This is a genomic window from Lishizhenia tianjinensis, from assembly GCF_900116425.1.
Taxonomy (GTDB): Bacteria; Bacteroidota; Bacteroidia; order Flavobacteriales_D; family Crocinitomicaceae; genus Lishizhenia; species Lishizhenia tianjinensis.
In genome coordinates this window covers 1,266,462-1,289,045 of sequence record NZ_FPAS01000001.1, presented here as the reverse complement: position 1 = coordinate 1,289,045, position 22,584 = coordinate 1,266,462, and the positions used below count along the sequence as shown (strand labels likewise).

The window sequence follows — 22,584 nt, the reverse complement described above, 5'->3', positions numbered from 1 at the left end:
TAATTCATTTATCTCAATACAGATACATGGCCAACAATTTTATGTACCTGATTATCGAGTGTTTTGTAGTAAATCACCCAAGTGTAAACACCTTCTTTTACAGGAGTTTCTTGGTATTTACCATCCCAACCAATTTGTTCTTCGAAAGATTCAAAAATCACTTCACCCCATCGGTTAAAGATTTGCATGTGGTAACCATCTTTTGCCAATCCGTAAGTTTCTGGGAAGAAGGTATTGTTGTACTTATCCCCATCTGGAGTAAATGCATTTGGAACATACACACCATGTGATGGTTTTATGGTTATTGGTTTGGCAAGTGTGTCTGGACAATTGAACTCATTGTTAGCAATCTGTAGCACGTTGTACTCACCATAGTATTCGTACATGTGCGTTGGATGTTCTTGGAAAGAGTAGTCTCCATCACCAAATATCCAAATGAATTCATTAGCATGTATAGCTGTATTCGTAAAGTTAAATACGGGATCATCCATCGTTGTTACAGATCCCGGATCTATAATAAAGCTTGCTATGGCTTGTGGATTTACCACTATCGTTGCAGAGGCTGTGTCTAAACTTGTACATCCGAATTCATTGGTTACAAGTAAACTCACATTGTAAGAACCATTGTAATCATAGAAGTTTTCAGGAGAAGGATCTGTAGAAGTGTTTCCGTCTCCGAAATCCCATGCGTAATCCCAAGATGGGTTATTGTCTCCATAGTTAATAAATGAAACTGTGTTAAACTCACAGATAGTATCACTGTTTAAAGCAATATCAACCACTGGTAATTCATGGTAGTTTACATAAACGGTATCGTATACTGTTTGACTACATTGGTTAGTTGCTGAGATCACAAACATAGTATCGCTTACAATTTGTGCAAATACAGGTTGATCTGGATCACAAGTAGGGCAGTGCTCCCACTCAATGTCTAAACCTATTGTACTTGAGGCAAAACTGTAGCTCAACATCACACTGTCAAATTCACAAATCGTTAATTGATCGGAAATTGCCGTAATGTCATCTGGGTCTGTATAATGAACAATTACCGTTGTGGCAACCGTTACATTACAGTTGTTTGCATCTGTTACTGTACATGTGTATACTTGGTCGGCTTGAGGAACATCATTCAAGAGACTACCAGTTGATAAGTTAGGTGTCCATGAATAGTTGTAATTTCCTGTACCACCAACAGGTGCAACAACCACATCGATCGCAGCTCCAAAACAAAGAGCTGTATCGGCAGTTATGGTAGCTTCTAACAATTCAGGATCATCTAAAGGAACTTCTAAGGTATCTGTACATCCGTTTACGTCAGTTACAATTCCTATGTAGTTCTGTGCATCTAATCCACTGATGTTAGCACCAACTAAACTCGAACTGTTTAACCATGTGTAAGCGTAAATTGGAGTTCCTCCAACGGCATCTACAGTAATAGATCCGTTCGCATCTCCATTACACAATATAGGATCAACTTGCACCAAGTTTAGCGCTAAAGGTGCTGCGGGTTGTGTAATTGTATAACTCGTAGAATCGATACATCCATTCGCATCTGTAACCAATACTTGATACGTACCTACAGGAAGATTCGTGTAGGATGGAGCCATTTGTGTACTGTCATTATCCCAAATACATGTATAGTTCGGTGTACCTCCAAAAGCGTTTACTTGAAGAGATCCACTTGCATCACCAAAACAGTTAACGTCTTGTTGCGTAATTAAATTAATTCCGAGTGCTTGTTGCGGTTGTTCGATGGTTACGCTAATGGTTTCAGAACAACCTAAACTATCTGTAACCGTGCAAGTATAAGTTCCTGCAGCTAACCCTGAAGCTGTAGCTGTAGTTTGCACTGGAGCTGTGTTCCATGCATACGTGTAACCTGGCGTTCCACCTATAGCGTTGATACTCGCACTTCCCGTATTATCTCCATAACATGCTACATTCACAATTGTATCTATACTCAATGCGATGGCTTGAGTTGGCTGTGAAATAGTAACTGAAGCTGATGCGAAACATCCTTGTGCATCATATACATTACAAGTGTAGGTACCTGCTCCTAAATTCGTAGCTGAATCAGAATTTTGTACGGGAGCTGTGGTCCAACTGTAACTGTAATTTGGTGTACCTCCAGCTGCAATAGCGATAGCAGAACCTGTTTGGTCTCCAAAACAATTCACATCGTTAAAATCGTTAATTGAAAGTGAAAGGGGAGCGGAAGGCTCAACTATAGTTTCCGTAACAAGTGTTTGACAACCGTTATTATCTGTAACTGTACAAGTATAGGTTCCTGCACTTAAGTTAACTGCGATGTTACTATTTTGTACAGGGTTCGTGTTCCAGAAATAACTGTATCCTGGTGTTCCACCTGTTGCATTTAACATGATACTACCATCAGATCCATTGAAACAACTAACATCTACTATGTTCAAAGTTGCCACGTTTAAAGCTTGTGATGGTTCTGTAATAGTAACCTCCTTCAGGAAGGTACAACCACTGGCATCGGTAACTGTGCAGCTGTAAGTACCCGCAGTTAAACCTGTAGCTGTATTTGAATATTGAACAGGTGTTGTATTCCATTCATAAGTATAGCCAGGCGTACCACCCGTTCCCATTACTGTTGCAGATCCATTATTACCTCCGTAACAACTTACATCCGTTTTTACCAAGATGTTTGCGTTTAAGGCATTTATGGGTTGTGAAATGGTAACCATGATAGAATCTGTACATCCATTGGCATCCGTAACCACACATGTATAAGTTCCTATGGCCAGGTTTACTGCTGTTGCAGTAGTTTGAACAGGAGAAGTATTCCATGCATAGGTATAGTTAGGAGTTCCTCCTTCTACCGAAACAGTGGCACTACCAGTTGTATCGTTAAAACAGTAAACATTAACGATATTAGAAATTGATACGTTTAATGCCGAGTTGGGTTGGTTAACTGTAACTTCAATTCCAGTTGAACATCCATTGGCGTCTGTTACGGTACACGTGTAAATACCTTCCGCTAAATTAACGGCTGTATTTCCATATTGTTGAGGAATGGTATTCCAAACATAGGTATAACCTGCCGTTCCACCCGTTGCTTGTACAGTTGCCCATCCATCAAAACCTCCGTAACAATTTACATCACTTACCGTGTCAATGCTTGCAGTAAGTGGAGCGTTTGGTTGTTGAACAATGGTTTGTAGTGTAACTGTACATCCATTATTATCCTCAACGATACATTCATAATTACCTGCTGTGAGGTTGGTAGCATATCCTGTATTTAAGTTAGGATTGTGCGACCAATGGTAACTGTAGGGTGGAACCCCACCATTACCTGTAACGCTTATAGAACCATTATTACCATCGTAACACAATACAGCTACTGTGGTGTCTATTTGGAAGTTCATCGGTGCATTTGGTTGTTGAATAATCACCGTGCGCGTAGTCGTACATCCATTGGCATCTGTGATAGTACATGTGTATGTTCCCGCAGTCAATCCTGTAGCTGTAGCCGTAGTTTGAACAGGAGAGGTATTCCATGCATAAGTATAGTTTGGAGTTCCACCTTGTACCAATAGGGTAGCAGTACCCGTTGCATCACCATAACATAAAACATTTGTTTTCCCAGCTATGATTACATTCAAAGGTGCTGCAGGTTGAGTGATAGTTACGTCTACGGTTTCAGAACAACCATTGGCATCAATTACTGTACAAGTGTAGGTTCCGGCAGTTAAACCTGTAGCGGTTGCTGTAGTTTGAACTGGTGAAGTATTCCATGAATAAGTGTATCCAGGTGTACCGTCAAAGGCCGTTACAGAAGCTGAACCGGTAGCATCACCGTAACAATCAATATGTGTAATTCCACTAATACTTACAGCTAATGGAGCTGCAGGTTGAGACAGATTTACATTGATAAATTCTGTACATCCGTTCGCATCCGTAACTGTACACGTATAAGTTCCTGCAGTTAATCCAGAAGCTGTAGATGTAGTTTGTATTGGAGTGGTATTCCATGAATAGGTATAACCTGGCGTTCCAAAGGAAGCTTGAACTGTAGCTGCACCTGATGCATCACCATAACACAAGATATCTGAGCTTGCGATAATGTTCAAGGCTAGGGGAGCAGAAGGTTCATTGATGGTAACACTGAAAGTTGCTGTACATCCTACAGCGTCTGTAACCGTACATGTATATGACCCTGCAGCCAAACCTGTAGCTGTTGCCGTAGTTTGAACGGGAGTTGTGTTCCATGAATAACTGTAACCAGCAGTTCCACCTGTTACGTTTACACTAGCTGCACCTGTCATGTTTCCATAACAATCAACATTCGTTTTGGAAGCTAAAGTGATATTTAAAGGGGCAGTTGGTTGAGTAATACTTACCATTATGGCTTCCGAACAACCTAATGCATCGGTTACTGTACAAGTATAAATTCCAGCAGGCAAACCTGTTGCTGTAGCTGTATATTGAGCTGGAGAAGTATTCCATGAGTAAGTGTAACCCGGAGTTCCATTTGATGCCTGAACCGAAGCTGAGCCAGTAGCGTCTCCATAACAATTAACGGGTGTTACAGAACTAATACTCACTGCTAATGGTGCAGCAGGCTGAGTGATGTTTACGTTGATATCTTCCACACAACCATTGGCATCAGTTACTGTACAGGTATAAGTTCCTGCAGCTAAACCAGAAGCTGTGGCTGAAGTTTGTACAGGGGTAGTGTTCCATGAATAAGTGTAACCTGGTGTACCATTCGAAGCTTGAATAGTTGCCGCACCTGTTGCGTCTCCATAACAGTCAACATTTGATGTTGCAAATACTGACAGGGTTAAAGGGGCTGCAGGTTGAGTGATGGTAACTGAAATTGTTTCCACACATCCGTTGGCATCCGTTACTGTACAAGTATATGTTCCCGCTGCCAAACCAGTTGCATTTGCCGTAGTTTGAATAGGGGTAGTGTTCCAAGCATAGGTATATCCTGGTGTACCATTTGAAGCTACAACATTTGCCGCACCTGTCGCATCACCATAACATGCCACGTTAATTTGTGGGTTAACTGTTAAAGATAAAGCTGCAGCGGGTTGAGTAATCGTAACTGAGATCGTTTCAGAACATCCTAAGATGTCAGTTACCGTACACGTATAAGTTCCCGCAGCTAAACCAGAAGCCGTAGCTGTTGTTTGAACTGGAGTAGTGTTCCACGCATAAGTGTACCCTGGTGTACCACCTGTACTCGCAACGGTTGCCGATCCATTGGCAAATCCATAACAAGAAACGGGTGTGTTGGCACTAATGCTTAAAGCAATCGGAGCAGCTGGTTGTGTAACTGTTGCGCTCACTGAGGCCGTACAACCATTTGCATCCGTTACTGTACATGTGTAAGTCCCAGCAGCCAATCCTGTAGCCGTAGCTGAAGTTTGTACTGGAGTGGTGTTCCAAGAATATGTGTATCCTGGCGTTCCGTCAAAAGCACTTACGGTTGCAGACCCTGTTGCATCACCAAAACAATTAACATCAGAAATAGATGCTATTGAAACTCCTAAAGGAGCCGCGGGTTGCGCAATAGTAACGGTAATTGTTGCTGTACAACCTAAGTTATCTGTTACTGTACAAATATAATTTCCAGCTGCTAAACCTGTCGCCGTAGCCCCAGTTTGAACTGGAGTTGTGTTCCAGGAATAAGTGTAAGCTGGAGTACCTCCTGAAGCTGAAATGGTAGCAGCACCCGTTGCATCACCATAACATCCAACATTTGTTGTTGAAGCTATAGAAAGTGATAATGGAGCAGAGGGTTGAGTAACATTCGCAGTAGTCGTTGTTGTACATCCTAAAGCATCCGTTACTGTACATGTATATGTACCTGCAGCTAAACCAGTTGCTGTGGCATTGGTTTGAACAGGGGTAGTGTTCCAAGAATAAGTGTAACCTGGTGTTCCGAAAGAAGCCGTTACAGTTGCAGAACCTGTTGCATCACCAAAACAATTTACATTAGAGATGGAAGCAACGCTTGCCGTTAAAGCACCAGCTGGTTGAGTGACTGTAGCTGTTATCGTTTCAACACAACCAAGTGCATCTGTTACCGTACACGTGTAAGTCCCAGCCGCTAAGTTTGTAGCTGTAGCTGAAGTTTGGACAGGTGTAGTATTCCAAGAGTAAGTATACCCAGGAGTACCATCATTGGCAATTACTGAAGCAGAACCCGTTGCATCTCCGTAACAATCTACATTAGAAATAGCACCTATACTCAAACTAATAGGAGCAGCAGGCTGAGTGATGTTTACGTTGATATCTTCCACACAACCATTGGCATCTGTTACTGTACAGGTATAAGTTCCTGCAGCTAAACCAGAAGCTGTAGCTGAAGTTTGTACAGGGGTAGTATTCCATGAATAAGTGTAACCTGGTGTACCATTCGAAGCTTGAATGGTTGCCGCACCTGTTGCGTCTCCATAACAGTCAACATTTGACGTTGCAAATACTGATAGGGTTAAAGGAGCTGCAGGTTGAGTGATGGTAACTGAAATTGTTTCCACACATCCGTTGGCATCCGTTACTGTACATGTATATGTTCCCGCTGTCAAACCAGTTGCATTTGCCGTAGTTTGAATAGGGGTAGTGTTCCAAGCATAGGTATATCCTGGTGTACCATTTGAAGCCACAACATTTGCCGCACCTGTCGCATCACCATAACATGCCACGTTAATTTGTGGGTTTACTGTTAATGATAAAGCTGCAGCGGGTTGAGTAATGGTAACAGAGATCGTTTCTGAACAACCTAAGATGTCAGTTACCGTACACGTATAAGTTCCCGCAGCTAAACCAGAAGCCGTAGCTGATGTTTGAACTGGAGTTGTGTTCCACGCATAAGTGTACCCTGGTGTACCACCTGAACTCGCAACGGTTGCCGATCCATTGGCAAATCCATAACAAGAAACGGGTGTGTTGGCACTAATACTTAAAGCAATAGGAGCAGCTGGTTGCGTAACTGTTGCGCTCACTGAGGCCGTACAACCATTTGCATCTGTTACTGTACATGTGTAAGTCCCAGCAGCCAAACCAGTAGCCGTAGCTGAAGTTTGTACTGGAGTGGTGTTCCAAGAATACGTGTATCCTGGCGTTCCGTCAAAAGCATTTACGGTTGCAGACCCTGTTGCATCACCAAAACAATTAACATCAGAAATAGATGCTATTGAAACTCCTAAAGGAGCCGCGGGTTGGGTAATAGTAACGGTAATTGTTGCTGTACAACCTAAGTTATCTGTTACTGTACAGGTATAAGTTCCTGCAGCTAAACCAGTAGCTGTAGCTGATGTCTGAACTGGAGTCGTGTTCCAAGCATAGCTATAGGTTGGAGTTCCTCCAGTACTTGCTATGGTTGCAGATCCAGTAGCATCACCGTAACATCCAACTGCTGTTGTAGAAACAAGGGATAAACTAATAGGAGCAAGTGGTTGAGTAATGGTAACTGATGTTGTTGTAGTACAACCCAAGGCATCTGTTACTGTACAGGTGTATGAACCCGCAGCTAAACCAGTTGCTGTGGCATTGGTTTGAACCGGAGTAGTGTTCCAAGAATAAGTGTAACCTGGTGTTCCGAAAGAAGCCGTTACAGTTGCAGAACCTGTTGCATCACCAAAACAATTTACATTAGAAATTGAAGAGATGTTTGCAGTTAATGCACCTGAAGGCTGAGTAACAGTTGCTGAAATACTGGTTGTACATCCGTTGGCATCTGTCACTGTACACGTATATGTACCCGCCGTTAAACCTGTTGCTGTAGCGGAAGTTTGAACAGGAGAGGTATTCCATGAGTAGTTGTACCCTGGTGTACCATTACTTGCAATCACAGCAATTGAACCTGTAGCATCACCATAACAATTCACATCGTTTACAGTGTTTAAGTTTACTTGTAAAGGAGCGGTTGGTTGTGAAAGGGTAGCGTTAATACTACTTACACATCCGTTGGCATCTGTTACGGTACAAGAATATGTTCCCGCTGTTAGGTTGACAGCTGTTGCGGAGGTTTGAACAGGGGTTGTGTTCCATGAATAGGTGTAACCTGGTGTACCATTTGCTGCAGCAACCGTTATACTTCCATTGGCGTCACCGTAACAAGCGATATCGGTTGAACTTGCTATTGAAAGAGCAAGTGGAGCTGCAGGTTGTGTAATAGTAACGTGAACCGTATCTATACAACCTAAAATGTCTGTAACTGTACAAATATAATTTCCAGCCAATAGATTATCAGCTGTAGCCGTATTTTGAACTGGAGATGTATTCCATGTATATGCATAGCCGGGTGTGCCGTATTGAGCAGAAGCCGTTGCAGAACCTGTTGCCGCTCCAAAACAATCTACAGGAGTGGTAGATGTAATACTAGCAGCCAATGCTGCTGTAGGCTGGGTGATAGTAACTGAAATCGTTGCCGAACAACCCCTTACATCTGTAACTGTGCAAGTATAAGTTCCGGCAGCTAGACCATTTGCCGTTGCCGAATTTTGTACGGGTACTGTGTTCCATGCATAGGCATAACCTGGTGTTCCACCTGTTACCGCAATAGTAGCTGATCCCGTAGCATTTCCATAACAACTAACGTTGGTCGTACTGTTTACCGTTAAACTCAATGGCGCAGCAGGTTGAGTAATGTTTACATTAATATCTTCTGTACATCCATTGGCATCCGTCACGGTACATGTATAGGTACCCGCAACTAAACCAGTGGCAGTAGCCGATGTTTGAACAGGTGTTGTATTCCATGCGTAACTATATCCGGGAGTACCATTCTGAGCAACTACAGTAGCTGATCCAGTTGCATCACCAAAACAGTTAACGTTTGTTGTTGAACTTAGATTTAAAGACAAGGCTGCCATCGGTTGTGTGATGGTAACCTTAGCTGTATCAATACAACCTAAGTTGTCTGTTACGGTACATACGTATGATCCCGCAGCTAAACTTGTTGCCGTAATTGAATTTTGAACCGGAGACGTATTCCATGAATATGAATAACCTGGTGTACCTCCTTGAACTGTAGTTGTAGCTGAACCTGTAGCATCACCAAAACAACCAACAGGTATATAAGATGCAACACTTGCATCTAAAGGCGCAGCAGGTTGTGTGATGGTAACTGAGGCACTTTCTGTACATCCAAAGGCGTCGGTTACTGTACACGTGTAGGTTCCTGCAACCAATCCTGAAGCTGTAGCCGATGTTTGAATAGGGGAGGTGTTCCAAGAATAACTATATCCTGGTGTTCCAAATGAAGCAACAGCTGTAGCTGAACCTGACGCATCCCCGAAACAATTTACATTGGTTTGTGCATTAATATTCACGGCTAATGCCGCTGAAGGTTGTAAAATAGTTGCGTCTATTGTTTCTGTACAACCATTGTTATCGGTTACGGTACAAGTATAAGTTCCCGCAGTTAAATTGGTAGCCATTGCCGTGGTCTGAACGGGGATAGTATTCCATGAATAAGTGTAACCTGGTGTTCCGTTGGACGCAACCACTGTTGCAGATCCTGTTGCCTCACCAAAACAATTAACATCTACCAATGAACTTAAGTTTAATGCCAAAGGTGCAGTAGGTTGAGAAATTACAGCATTAACCATTGCGGTACATCCGTTGGCATCTGTTACAGTACATGTATAAGTCCCTGCTGTTAATCCACTCGCTGTAGCTGTAGTCTGTACAGGGCTTGTACTCCAAGAGTAGGAGTAACCTGGAGTTCCATTTTGAGCACTTGCGGTGGCAGAGCCTGTGGCATCTCCAAAACAATTTACATTAGTTGAACTGGCAATAGATGCTGTTAACGCAGCAGCGGGTTGGGTAATGGTAACCATTGTTGTATCTGTACAACCGTTTTCATCGGTAATTGTACAAGTGTAAGTTCCTGCTGGTAGACCCGTTGCTGTAGCCGTATTTTGCGTTGGAGAGGTATTCCATGTGTAACTGTAGTTAGGTGTTCCTCCTTGAGCAGTAGCGGTAGCAGATCCAGTTAGTGCTCCAAAACAATCTACAGGTACCGTATTGGAAATACTTGCATTTAAGGGTGCCGAAGGTTGAGTTATAGTTGTAGAAATTACAGCTATACATCCGTTTGCATCCGTAACTATACAAGTATAAGATCCTGCGGTTAAACCAGAAGCTGTGGCAGTTGTTTGTGCCGGAGTAGTATTCCAAGAATAACTGTACGGTGCAGTACCTCCTTGTGCATTCACCGTAGCAGAACCTGTAGCATCTCCAAAACAATTTACATTTGAAATGGAAGCTATAGAAACAGCCAAAGGAGCTGCAGGTTGGGTGATGGTTACATCTATGGTTTCTGTACAATTGTTAGCATCTGTTACTGTACATGTATACGTTCCTGCGGCTAAACCTAAAGCTGTTGAGGAAGTTTGTACAGGAGATGTGTTCCATGAATACGTGTAAGGAGCTGTTCCTCCAGTTACAGTAGCGGTGGCGGTACCTGTAGTGTTACCGAAACAATTTACATTGGTTTGGTTACTCACCAGCATGATTAAAGTATCAGGTTGTTCTATAATAAAACTCGTATCCAAGGTACATCCTAGATTGTCAACAACAGATATCAAATAGTTTCCAGCCCCAAGGTTGGTGAATAATCCTGTTGAGTTGGAAAGACTATTGTTTAAATTAAAATTCCAAGGTGACTGAGTTCCTGTAACACTGGTTGTAGAAGTTCCATCCGTACCGTTGTAACAATTAACATCTGTTGTACTTATACTAACAGCGTCCTGAAAAGGGAAGAGGTTAATAGTTAAAGTATCCACATCTGCATTACAACCTTGATTTCCTGTAGAGGCTACGTATAGCTCTATTTCGTTGAGAAGTAATTCTCCAGGTGTTGGTAAATACGCAGCGTTCAAAATGGTATTACCTAAAGGGAAACTACCGTTACCTCCAGACCAAGAAACACCAGTTGCGTTTAGAACGGAACTGGTTAAGGGTATATTGGCTTGAAATTGATTACATATGTCTACATCCGGTCCGGCTGTGACGACAACTTCGGGAAGTTGAATAATCTCCAGGGTGTCCGAATTTGTTGAACAGCCTGAGGTGTCCAAAACATCTACGTAATAAATTCCAGGCCCAACGGTTATACTTGTAGTGGTATCTCCGGTGGACCATAGATAGGTGAAGTTACCAGTTCCTCCAGAACTGTTTACGGTTAAAGTTGTGCTTGGCTCATAGGAACACAAAATGGTGTCTGCAGCCGAAATACTTACATCGTGTAAATCCAAAAGTGTGGCCGTGATGGTATCACAGATGGCGGAATCAATACATCCCGCGGCATCATATCCACAAACGTAATAATCTATGACATTTGGATTATTCACATTTGAAGAAGTTAAATACGTAGTATCACAACCTGCATTACAACTCAGTAAGGTATCGTAATCACCAGAGGCACCCGGAGCCAAAGAGGTCCAGGTTACAGTTGACTCGTCGTAATACTGAGCATGCAAGTAATCGATACAACCCGAAGCGACCGTTATATCAGGTCCAATAATTGGAGCCGATATCGATTCAATCGCATAAGTGTTTTGATTATCCCCGGGCTTACAAAATGTAATTATGTGAGGCCCTGGACCATCAATACAAATGGGTTCACCGACGGGGACTTCGGGACTACAGTTTAATTGATAAAACATAGAACCACTCGCCACCGCTCCCACCGGAATGGTGAAGTTAATTGACACTGCATTTGGGTGCAGGTACAAAATAAATTCAATACAATTATTAGATGTTCCACAACATGTTCCCGCTCTGACAACAGAGGGGCTGGTCCATGTAGCTGTTGGTGAAGATGTCAAGTCCACGCTGAAACTAGGTACTACACTATCACAAGTAGATTGTGCTCTAGCACCTAAACCAAGAAAACCTAATAAAATAAAAACAATAATAAATTTGTAATTATTCCTCATATATAACGCATATTTAAGGAATAGCTGTAGTTGTAGACTAGTTAAATTTGTCAAAAGTAATGTACTGTCAAATCTAAGTAACTTTTGTTACGCAGAAAAAAATAAAAGGTTTTAATTCTTTTTTTAATGCAATATTTATTTAGCAGAAACATCGATTTAATATTCCTCTATCTCCCGTTAACTCTACTTTGGGGTAGTTTTTTCATACTTCCTGAAAAAATTATTGATGGGGAATTAAATTTAGCCGTTTGGGTGATTTTTGTATTGGGCATAGATGTTTCTCATGTTTGGTCAACTTTATTTAGGACCTATTTTGATAAGCAAGAGTTTGCGCGGCACAAGCGCTTTTTGTTGTGGAGTCCTCTACTAATAATTACGGTGGTGTTTTTGCTTGTTTATATTTCTATATCTTTGTTTTGGAGTGTGTTAGCTTATGTTGCGGTTTTTCATTTTATCAAGCAACAATATGGTTTTTTAGCCTTGTATAGATATAGGACAAAAACGTTTAAAAACGGAATTAAAAAATGGCAAGATAAATTGGTGATTTATGGTGCAACAGTTTTACCCGTTTTACTTTGGCATCTCAATCCTGAAACACGTTTAGCTTGGTTTGTAGAAGGAGATTTTATCAATTTAAAGGTAAGTAAGGAGCTTTATCAAGTGTTGGTGATGATTTTTTCATCTATCTACTTTCTTTATTTTTTCTATTGGATTTACCTCAACCTTAAAGCCCATTCGCTTCGGGTTGGATTATTACTATGGGTGATATTCACCATACTCAATTGGTATGGAGCCATCGTCTTTTTAAATTCAGATTTTATTTTTACCACTACCAATGTAGTGGCCCATGGTGTTCCTTATTTTGTTTTGATGGCTTTTTATAAATCAAAAGTTGCTGAGCGAACCCAGAAGTACAATTTTTTAAAATGGTTAAGCATCATATTTTTTACGGTGCTTTTATTCGCTTTTGTGGAGGAGTATTTTTGGGACACCCTGCTTTTTGCTGAAAAACCTGAACTCTTTGGTGAAGCATGGAAACTAGAAACAGATCAGTCACCTGCTTTGAGAGCCTTGTTTTTTGCCTTACTTGCCTTGCCGCAAATTTGGCATTATTTCGCAGATGGCATAATTTGGAAGGCAAACGATAAAAACCCATCTTTGCGAAAAGTTTTCAAATAGGAAAAAGTATGAAAAGGGGAGTTTTGTTTTTAGGCGTATTGATCATTCTAACTTTATTGGTTTGGAATGTTTATTTGGTGAATGAAAACAAACGCGTAGTTCAAGAACGTGAAGAAATGCAAATTAAATTCAATGCAAGAGAAGGTGATTTGGACATTGCGCGTTACGACTTATTAACTACTCGAGATAGCATACGCATCTTACTTAAACACATGGATAGTGTCCCTGTAATTCAAAGAAAGTTTTAATACTTTTTTCCCCACATTTTTTCTATCAACTCAGCAATGTCTTGTTCGCGCTTACTGCTACCTGGCGTGAAGAAATTCGTATTGCTCATTTGCTCTGGCATGAATTCTTGTTGCACAAAATTACCAGGATAATCGTGTGAGTATTTATAGCCATCTCCATAACCCAAATCTTTCATCAAGCGGGTAGGGGCATTTCTCAAAGGAAGAGGTACAGGTAAATTTCCGGTTCTTTTTACTGCTTCTTGAGCTTGATTAATGGCCATGTAGGCCGCATTTCCTTTGGGAGAAGTGGCCATATAAATAACACATTGTGCCAAAATAATTCTAGATTCCGGCCATCCCACGGTATTTACGGCTTGGAAAGTATTGTTGGCCATAATCAATGCGGTAGGATTTGCCAAGCCTATATCTTCCGAAGCTAAAATCACCAATCTTCGGGCAATGTATTTTGCTTCTTCGCCACCTTCTATCATTCTTGCCAACCAGTACACGGCTGCGTTTGGGTCTGAACCACGAATGGATTTGATAAAAGCTGAAATGATATCGTAATGTTGTTCGCCGTCTTTGTCGTAATTGGCCAAACTTTGTTGCGCGATGGCTTGTACGTTTTCGTTGTTTAAAACGATGTCATTGCTGTTCATTGCACCTACCACCAATTCAAAAACATTCAAGAGTTTACGAGCGTCTCCTCCAGAAATTCGAAGCAATGCTCCTTCTTCTTCGATCGTAATGTTCTTGCTCTTTAACCATGCATCTTTTTCCATGGCAGAATGCAACAAACTCATCAGTTGTTCTTTGCTTAAAGATTCTAAAACGTAGACTTGACATCTTGAAAGTAAGGCAGAGATCACCTCAAAGGATGGATTTTCTGTTGTTGCTCCAATTAATGTTACCGTTCCTTTTTCTACTGCACCTAAAAGTGAATCTTGTTGCGCCTTGGAAAAACGGTGAATTTCATCGATGAAAAGTATGGCGCCATCTTGTTGAAACATTCCCGCATTTTCTACTTTGTGTATCACTTCTCTTACGTCTTTAACGCCAGAAGAAATGGCCGACAAAGTATAGAAAGGTCGTTTGAGTTTATTGGCAATTAAATGGGCCAAAGTTGTTTTCCCCACTCCCGGTGGTCCCCACAAAATTAACGAAGGTAAAACGCCAGAATCTAACGCACGACGCAAGCTTGCATCTTTGGCTATAATGTGTGTTTGACCAATGTATTCGTCCAAGTTGGTTGGACGCATTCTTTCTGCTAAGGGAGTGCTGGGTTTTATCATGAATAACCTTCTTTTCGAGTTTCCAAAAGTAGGGATAAAGCCAGAGAGATGAAAGCTGCGATCTGTGAAAAATGAGACGAAATAATGTATAGTTTTTTAGGGGGATTTCATTCATGAACCCAACGAATGCAAACCACCTCACCTTCTTAAATCTTTCAAATCATTCGCGCAGCGAAAATCAAATCCCTCAAATCTTCCTCCTTAAATTTTTAAATCATTCGCGCAGCGTATATTAAATCTTTAAATAAAAAAAGCCGCCCCATCCGGAGACAAGACGACTTTAGCTGCTATGATTGTTTAACTGTTCCTAATTCCAACCTCCACCGAGGGCTTTGTAAATTTGTACAAAGGCATGCAATTGATTTTTCTTAGTTTCTATCAATTCGAATTTAGATTCCAACGCATCTCTTTGCGTTAACAATACTTCCATGTAATCGGCTCTGGCGGATTTAAACAAATCATTGGAGATTTGAATAGACTGTGTTAAAGCATCTACACGGTTGGCTTGCAAGGCATAACTCATTTCTAAATTGTGTAAACTAGAAAGTTGATTCACTACCTGTAAATAGGCCTTCAAAACCGTTTGCTCGTACTTGTAAATCGCTTGGATTTGTTTAGCATTTGCATTTTTGTAGGTAGCCGCAATTGCCTTTCTGTTAATCAAGGGCGCACTGGCATCTCCTATCAAATTAAAAAGCATAGACTCTGGCGTAGAAATCAAGTAAGCAGGGTTGAAGGATTGTAAACCTAATCCTGCCCTCAAGGTGAGCGAAGGATAAAAATTGGCCCGTGCTACTTTTACATCTAAGTTCGCGGCCTCAAGTTCCAACTCTGCTTGTCGAATGTCTGGTCTGTTAGCCATCAATTGAGAAGGGATACCTGCATGTATGGTATCTGGTACAAGCGTGTTAAAGTTGACAGAATTTCTAGCAATAGGCTGTGGGTAACGTCCCAACAAATAATTGATTTCGTTCTCCTTTTCTATGATTTGCTGCTGTACATCATATTGCAAACTTTTGGTTTTCATTACCTGAGCTTCAAACCTACGCACAGCCAATTCTGTAACGCGGGCTGCCTTTTTTTGTAGGCGAACCACTTCTAGGGCATCCGACTGAATAGCAATGTTTTGTTGAATCAAGGTCAATTGATTATCTAAGGCCATTAACTCGTAATAAGCATCTGCGATTTCAGCAATCAAGTGCGTTACCATGAAATTCTTTCCTTCAATAGAAGAAAGGTAACGCATCACTTGCGCTTTTTTAGCATTGCGCAACTTGTGCCAAATATCTACTTCCCAATTCATGAAACCACCTACCATAAAATCAGGTACTACCTCAGGTGTTTCTCTTCCGGGTTTTATATCAGTTGTAGCCTCAGATGCACCTTGCACGGTGTAACGTCCCACTTTTTCACCAGCGGCTCCTACACCTAAAGAAACAGAAGGAAGGTATTCTCCTTTTTTAGCACTCACTTCGTTGTTGGCCATCTGTATTTCTTGCAAGATGATGTTCAACTCCTGGTTGTTTTGAAGTGCTGTGTCTATTAATGCGTTCAAGTAAGGATCTGTAAAGTATTCTTTCCAATTCATGGTGCCAGAATTCAAGGTGTCTTTGGACATAGCGAATTCTTGCGGTAAATCTTCTCTCAGTTCTTTTTCTACTAGGGTTGGGGTCTTGCAGGCTCCCAAAGGGAGCGCTACAAGACTTATTCCCACTAGCATTTTAATTTTATTTGTTTTCATCATTACTGTCGTTGTTAAATTGATTTTGGAATTCAACAAATCCTTCAGATAAAGGATTGTCTTCTTCGTCTTTAATCAAAGTTTTGTTTTCTGCTAGTTTTCCAAATATGTAGTACAATCCAGGTACGATAATTACACCGAATACAGTACCGAACAACATACCTCCAAGTGCAGAAGCTCCAATAGTCATGTTACCAATTGCACCCGGACCATGGGCTAAAATCAAGGGAATTAACCCGGCGATGAAGGCAAAAGAGGTCATCAAAATAGGTCTAAACCTTTCTTTTGCACCTGCTATGGCTGCATCAAATACACTGTAACCTTCGCGTTTTTTCTGGATGGCAAATTCTACAATTAACACGGCATTTTTACCGAGTAAGCCGACCAACATTACCAGGGCAACCTGAGCGTAAATATCGTTGGCAACTCCCATCATTTTAATGAAAAGGAAGGAACCGAAAATACCTGCAGGTAAGGACAGAATTACAGAGAACGGAATAATGAAACTCTCGTACTGCGCTGCCAATACAAAGTAAACGAAGATCAATACCACGATGAAAATATATACTGCTTCATTTCCTCTTCGAGATTCATCTTTCGATAAACCAGCCCAGTCTATATCATATCCTTTCGGTAGAGTTTCTGCTGCAACTTCCTTAATTACGTCAATGACTTCACCTGAAGAATATCCCGGAGCTGGGTTACAACGAATTGGAGCCGTTGTATACATGTTATATCTGTTAATTTCATAGATACCTTGTGTCTTTTTCACTTTCATGAAAGCAGAGTAAGGAACCATTTCATCTTTGTCGTTTTTCACATAGAAATTCAAGATATCTGTAGGTAACTTTCTAAACGAAGGATCGGCTTGTACGAAGAGTTTAAAGAAACGTCCGTATTTAATGAAACCTTGTTCGTAGGTACTTCCCACCAAGATGGATAAGTTGTCCATGGCTTTACCAATGGAAACTCCTTTCTGCATGGCCAATTGGTTGTCTATTTCTAGTTCATATTGAGGATAATCCGTTCTGTAGAAGGTGAAGAGTCCTGTAATTTCTGGTCTCTTTTCCAATTCATCCATGAATTTTTGGGTCACCCCATTTAAACGGTTGTAATCTATGCTCGAGTTTTTGTCCAATAACTGCAAGGCAATACCTCCGGCAGCACCGTAACCCGGTACAGCGGGCGGACCAAAGAATTCAACTTTCGCCCCAGGGATGTTTTTTACTTTTTCTTCCAGTTCCTCTATGATTTCAGGAACCGTGTGGTGTCTTTTATCCCAAGGTTTTAAGTTGATGATACAGGTACCTGAGTTCGACCCACGACCTTGTGTCAAGATTTCATATCCAGCCAAAGCAGATACAGATTGAACACCATCTATTTCTTCCGCAGCCTCTTGTAATTCTCTTGAGATAGCGTAGGTTCTTTCCAAAGTAGATCCTGGAGGAGTTTGCAATACCGCGTAAATCATACCTTGGTCTTCCGATGGCACAAATCCAGAAGGAAGAACTCTAGAAATACCGACCGTACCCACAGCGAAGATCAATAACAATCCCCAAGTAACTGCCTTACGGTTGACAATCTTTTTAAGAATACCAGTATATCTTCCTGTCATTTTATCGAAGCCTCTGTTGAAAGCATCCAAACCTCTATTTAATAGGTTTCTTTTGCGTTCTTGACCATGCGTGTTTTTCAAAATCATGGCACTCAATACAGGTGTAAGTGTTAAGGCTACCAAACCAGAGATAACAATAGAGGAGGCCATGGTAATGGAGAACTGACGGTAGAAGATACCTACAGGTCCTGACATAAAGGCGACCGGAACGAATACAGAAGTCATCAACAAGGTAATGGCGATGATGGCACCAGAGATTTCTTTCAATACCAATTTCACAGCTTGGGTAGGAGAGAGGTGTGGGTTTTCTTCCATCTTGGCGTGAACCGCTTCTACCACCACTATGGCATCATCTACCACAATACCTATGGCCAAAACCAAAGCAAACAATGTAATCAAGTTGATGGTTAATCCAAAGGCTTGAATTACGAAGAAGGCACCAATTAAGGATACCGGAACGGCGAGTACAGGAATCAATGTAGATCTCCAATCCCCCAAGAATACAAATACCACCAAAGATACCAAGATAAAGGCGTCTCTTAAGGTGTGTAATACCTCTGTAATGGATGCATCTAAGAAGTTAGAAACGTCGTAAGAAATTTCGTATTCAACGCCTGGAGGGAAGTCGTCTTTCATTTCTTCCAACTTTGTTTTTACTTTTTCAATGACGTCTATGGCGTTACTACCGTAAGCTTGATTTAACGTTATGGCAGCAGATGGGAATTCATCTTTGTTGGAGTAGATATCGTAGTATTCTGATCCTAATTCAACTTTGGCAATATCTTTTAATTTCAAGACTTCACCCTCTGCATTGGCACGTATAATCACGTTTTCGTATTCTTCATCCTCGTTGTAACGACCCGGATAGGTCAACACATATTCTATAGATTCTGAACGTTTACTATCTGCTCTACCTAAACGACCTGGAGAACCAATGATACTTTGCTCACCTAAAGCCTTCATCACCTCTTCTGTAGAGATGTCGTAAGCACGCATTCTGTCTGGGTTCAACCAAACACGCATGGCGTACTGTCTACTCCCTACAATTTGCGCTCTCCCCACACCGTTGATACGTTGTAGTTCTGGCAATAAGTTGATGTAGGCGTAGTTGAAGATGAACTTCATATCTGTATTTGCAGTGTCTGTACCATACAGGTTCACATACATCAACATATTGGGCATTAAACGCTGCACCCTTAATCCTTCCAACTGAACGATGGCCGGTAAACGGTTTTTCATTTGCTGCACCCTGTTGTTGATGTTTACCACCGCTTGGTTGGGGTCACTTCCTTTTTCGAAAACGATTTGGATATTGGCCTCACCTGAACTGGCTGCGGTAGAGAACATGTATTTCATTCCCGGTACACCATTGATGGCTTGTTCCAAAGGAATTAATACAGAATTGGTAAGTACAGTTGAACTCGCTCCGGGGTAAGAGAGGTAAACCACTACCATGGGAGGAGCAATATCTGGGAATTGTGATTTTGGTAGCGTATTGATAGATAAAGTACCTACGAATACAATCACCAAAGACAACACAATAGCCAGTACTGGTCTTTTTATGAATTTACTAAACATTGTATTTTTATTTTTTTTTATGACTCTTATTCTGCATGTAATCTTAGGGTAGAAAGAACCGCCATAGGATCGTGCAGTTCATATTCAATTTTGTCGTGTTCACGTACGTTTCTTAATCCTTCTAAAAGAATTTTTTCTGAAGTCTCTAACCCTGATTTTACCACATATAAATCAGGCATTTCTGCTTCGATTTCAATTTTTCTAGATTGTAACTCATTGTTGGCATCTATCACGTAAACATACTTCTGATCCAAGACTTCAAAGGTTGCCTTTTGCGGGATGATAATGGCTTGGTTATACTGCTCTTTTACTTCTATGTTTCCGGTTTCTCCGTGACGTAAAAGTCCGGTTGGATTGGGGAAAGTAGCTCTAAACGGAATGTTACCTGTTTCGTTGTTAAAGTCGGCTTCTATGGTCTCAACTATCCCTTTGTGAGGGAAGAATTTATTGTTGGCCATTTTCAATCCAACTTCTAAGAAACTGTCTTTGTCCATATTGGTTTGATAATCCAAATAAACGGCTTCTGGAACGTTGAAATACACCCACATTTTACTGTTGTCTGAGAGGTAAGTCAACAAATCTCCTTCGTCTATTAAGCTTCCCAAACGAACATGGAATTTGTCTATAATTCCATCGTAAGGAGCTCTTATTTCTGTGAAGTCTAAGTGAACTTTGCGCAGAGCTAATTCAGCGTTTGCTTTGTCTAATTTTGCTTTTGCCAAGGCCAATTCATTCATGGAAACCACCTCGCTATCGGCCAGTTGTTTGGTGTTCAAATATTCTATGTTTGCAAATTCAGCTTCGGCTTTTGCTTTTTGCATTTCAGCCTCATACAAACGCGGCATAATTTGAAATAACAATTGGCCCTTTTTAACGTGCTGACCTTCGTCTACATAAATCTTCTCTAAATAACCTCTTTCTTGGGCTCTAATTTCAATGTGTTGAATCGCATGGATTTGCGAAACATAATCTACGGTAATCGAGGTGTCCATTCTCACTGGGTTAGTGGCAATAAAGTGCGTTTCTAACTCCTTTTCTTCATGTTTTTTTGATGTACAGCTTGTGTTAAAAATTAAGGCACACAAACCCACCATTATGCACATTCTTCTCATAATAATTTTGCTTTTAAAGCATTAAATTGTTTGGAAATAAAAATTGATGATACGGCAAGTCCCGCTTGGAAGAATTCCAAGTTTTGCCATGGGGTATCTGCACTTAAATGATATTTCTAAGCGAGCAGATGAAAGAAGATGTTAATCACAGTCTAAATACTTCTAGAACTAGAAATAGTGATTTGAATGATGATGCTTTGAATTCGTGAGCGTGGAATATTTCTTCCTCCTCGTGAATGTCTGTAGATATTACCGCCTTCTGTAAAACAAAAAGGGTTTTTAAGAAAACTCCAAAATCGGAGAATTTTTTGTGCGATCTATCCTCGTCTTCCTCAGCTCCGCCTTCAGAAGTTTCAACACCGAATAAATGATGACCATTTTCAGGAATGGCACTGAGGTAGTGGGAGTGGGTCCCATGAATGGAATACGCTGTATCATCTTCCTGTTGCGAACTTCCTTGTAGGAGTTCAACTCCAGAAATTTCAGCAAAGGCGCGACCAATGGTTTGGTTAAAACCGATTAGCAATAGTACGCTCAGTGCGATGATATATCTGAAAAGTGTATTCATTTCTGGACGCAAATGTAATACGCCTTCAGAGAGGATGCAAAATTCGAGTGCTAATATTTTGTTAAAAGATTTCTAAATGCTCAGTGTTTTCATTTGCTAGAGCTTGGCTTTTGAGGTGAGAAAAATAGTCTGAACTTTATTTCTTATCTTGTCTACAAATTAAACCACACTGTTATGAAATGGCTTGTTTTACCTCTTTTTTTGTGGAGCATGAATCTGTATGCGCAATCTTTTTTTTGGAAAGAAAAGGAGTTGACACCGAAAAGTTCTGCGGCGGAATTAGAGGGTTTTATCCGACAATTTAAAGCTTCAGAACTCCAGTGGAATACCAATATTTATTCTAATTTTCCATGTAGACTCAAAAACGCCAAGGGGAATTGGCAATTGTACGACAAAACCACAGGGAATTTACTTTTTGCTCATCCTCAAAAACTCAATAAAATGAGTGTGGAGTTTCCTACTCCTGCCCAAGAGGAACTCAATTTTACCGTTGTGAATTACCAGGATAAAAAGGGGGTGATTTCTTTTTACTCTGAGTTTATTCCACCTGTAATTTGGGAGGAGATAGTTTTTGAAAATTTAGCCGAATTGGATAGTGATTTTCGTAAAATCGATTCCTTACTAGCCCTTCCGTCGCAAGACTTTGAGTCTTGGGAAATTGATAATTTTTCGCCTTATGCAAGGTATGGGGGAGAAGCAAATTTACTCGACTACCTGGAAGTTGCTGGTAAAAAGGACGGAAAGTGGTACCGCATAGAATTACGTTCTGAAGGTCCGGATATATTAGAATTTGTAAGCGGACTCGGTTGCACAAACAAAGAAGATTTATCCCGCCCCACATTTCTTTCGCTAACAGCACTTGATTTTATGGCGCAAATGCAAAAGGAGCATAAATTGGATCTCATTGAGTCTTATGATGGACATGCTGTTTATTGCTACGGTAGGTCGGCCAAAACTCATCAATGGGGAGTGTTTGGAGGTGAAGGTACCTTTGAGTTAATAGCGCCCATTTACGATAGTGTAAAATACCACGAGGACGCATCTTGCTTTGAGCTTTGGTTGGAAGGAAAAGTGTTTGTTTACAATATGGGATACGAAAACCTTTTTGAGGAGCAATCTTTTGACGGTTTTGAAGTCGTGTTCTTAGATTATATGTACGGTGTAGCTGTGAAGTCAAACAACGCTTGGCAACTCTACGATGGACAAACAGGTGATTTACTCGTGAAAGGCAGTGCACCAACCATAGATGAGTTAATAGAGCTTTGGCTCAATCGCTTTGATGAAGAGTAGGCAATGGAGGATTTAAAGATTTAAGAATTTAAACCAGAAAGGGGGATGTTGAAAC

9 protein-coding genes are annotated in these 22,584 nt (G+C 41.0%); 3 read left to right on the top strand and 6 right to left on the bottom strand.

The genetic code is table 11. The features are described 5' to 3' along the window. Positions 1-8: 8 nt before the first annotated feature. A complete protein-coding gene (locus BM327_RS05920) occupies positions 9-11,924 on the bottom strand; it encodes a PKD domain-containing protein (RefSeq protein ID WP_090247396.1) in 11,916 nt (3,971 codons plus the stop codon). Positions 11,925-12,050: 126 nt separating this feature from the next. On the opposite strand from BM327_RS05920, the gene BM327_RS05915 reads away from it, so the two are divergent. Both BM327_RS05915 and BM327_RS05910 read left to right on the top strand, forming a co-directional pair. After that, positions 12,051-13,103, top strand: a complete 1,053-nt coding sequence (locus BM327_RS05915; RefSeq protein ID WP_090247395.1) for a hypothetical protein — start codon at positions 12,051-12,053, stop codon at positions 13,101-13,103. 8 nt (positions 13,104-13,111) lie between these two features. Beyond that, a complete protein-coding gene (locus BM327_RS05910; RefSeq protein ID WP_090247394.1) occupies positions 13,112-13,351 on the top strand; it encodes a hypothetical protein in 240 nt (79 codons plus the stop codon). On the opposite strand, the gene BM327_RS05905 is transcribed toward BM327_RS05910, so the two are convergent. The 5 genes from BM327_RS05905 to BM327_RS05885 form a co-directional block, all read right to left on the bottom strand. After that, positions 13,348-14,625, bottom strand: a complete 1,278-nt coding sequence (locus tag BM327_RS05905) for a replication-associated recombination protein A (RefSeq protein ID WP_090247393.1) — start codon at positions 14,623-14,625, stop codon at positions 13,348-13,350. The genes BM327_RS05910 and BM327_RS05905 overlap by 4 nt on opposite strands. A 307-nt stretch (positions 14,626-14,932) precedes the next feature. Next, entirely contained in the window at positions 14,933-16,345 is a 1,413-nt protein-coding gene (locus BM327_RS05900; RefSeq protein WP_244526195.1) for a TolC family protein, read from the bottom strand. 7 nt (positions 16,346-16,352) lie between these two features. Then, on the bottom strand, positions 16,353-19,559 hold the full coding sequence (locus BM327_RS05895) for an efflux RND transporter permease subunit (protein ID WP_090247392.1): 3,207 nt from the start codon (positions 19,557-19,559) through the stop codon (positions 16,353-16,355). A 26-nt stretch (positions 19,560-19,585) separates the two neighbouring features. Continuing rightward, on the bottom strand, positions 19,586-20,671 hold the full coding sequence (locus tag BM327_RS05890) for an efflux RND transporter periplasmic adaptor subunit (protein ID WP_090247391.1): 1,086 nt from the start codon (positions 20,669-20,671) through the stop codon (positions 19,586-19,588). A 145-nt stretch (positions 20,672-20,816) separates the two neighbouring features. Further along, positions 20,817-21,239, bottom strand: coding sequence for a hypothetical protein (locus BM327_RS05885; RefSeq protein WP_090247390.1), 423 nt, complete (start codon positions 21,237-21,239; stop codon positions 20,817-20,819). A gap of 174 nt (positions 21,240-21,413) precedes the next feature. On the opposite strand from BM327_RS05885, the gene BM327_RS05880 reads away from it, so the two are divergent. Beyond that, a complete protein-coding gene (locus tag BM327_RS05880) occupies positions 21,414-22,529 on the top strand; it encodes a hypothetical protein (protein WP_139230270.1) in 1,116 nt (371 codons plus the stop codon). Positions 22,530-22,584: the final 55 nt, after the last annotated feature.

What these genes read in the sequence shown, in the direction of transcription:
- BM327_RS05920 (WP_090247396.1), bottom strand. Translation starts at nt 11,924, where the DNA reads ATGAGGAATAATTACAAATTTATTATTGTTTTTATTTTATTAGGTTTT.
- BM327_RS05915 (WP_090247395.1), top strand. Translation starts at nt 12,051, where the DNA reads ATGCAATATTTATTTAGCAGAAACATCGATTTAATATTCCTCTATCTC.
- BM327_RS05910 (WP_090247394.1), top strand. Translation starts at nt 13,112, where the DNA reads ATGAAAAGGGGAGTTTTGTTTTTAGGCGTATTGATCATTCTAACTTTA.
- BM327_RS05905 (WP_090247393.1), bottom strand. Translation starts at nt 14,625, where the DNA reads ATGATAAAACCCAGCACTCCCTTAGCAGAAAGAATGCGTCCAACCAAC.
- BM327_RS05900 (WP_244526195.1), bottom strand. Translation starts at nt 16,345, where the DNA reads ATGCTAGTGGGAATAAGTCTTGTAGCGCTCCCTTTGGGAGCCTGCAAG.
- BM327_RS05895 (WP_090247392.1), bottom strand. Translation starts at nt 19,559, where the DNA reads ATGTTTAGTAAATTCATAAAAAGACCAGTACTGGCTATTGTGTTGTCT.
- BM327_RS05890 (WP_090247391.1), bottom strand. Translation starts at nt 20,671, where the DNA reads ATGAGAAGAATGTGCATAATGGTGGGTTTGTGTGCCTTAATTTTTAAC.
- BM327_RS05885 (WP_090247390.1), bottom strand. Translation starts at nt 21,239, where the DNA reads ATGAATACACTTTTCAGATATATCATCGCACTGAGCGTACTATTGCTA.
- BM327_RS05880 (WP_139230270.1), top strand. Translation starts at nt 21,414, where the DNA reads ATGAAATGGCTTGTTTTACCTCTTTTTTTGTGGAGCATGAATCTGTAT.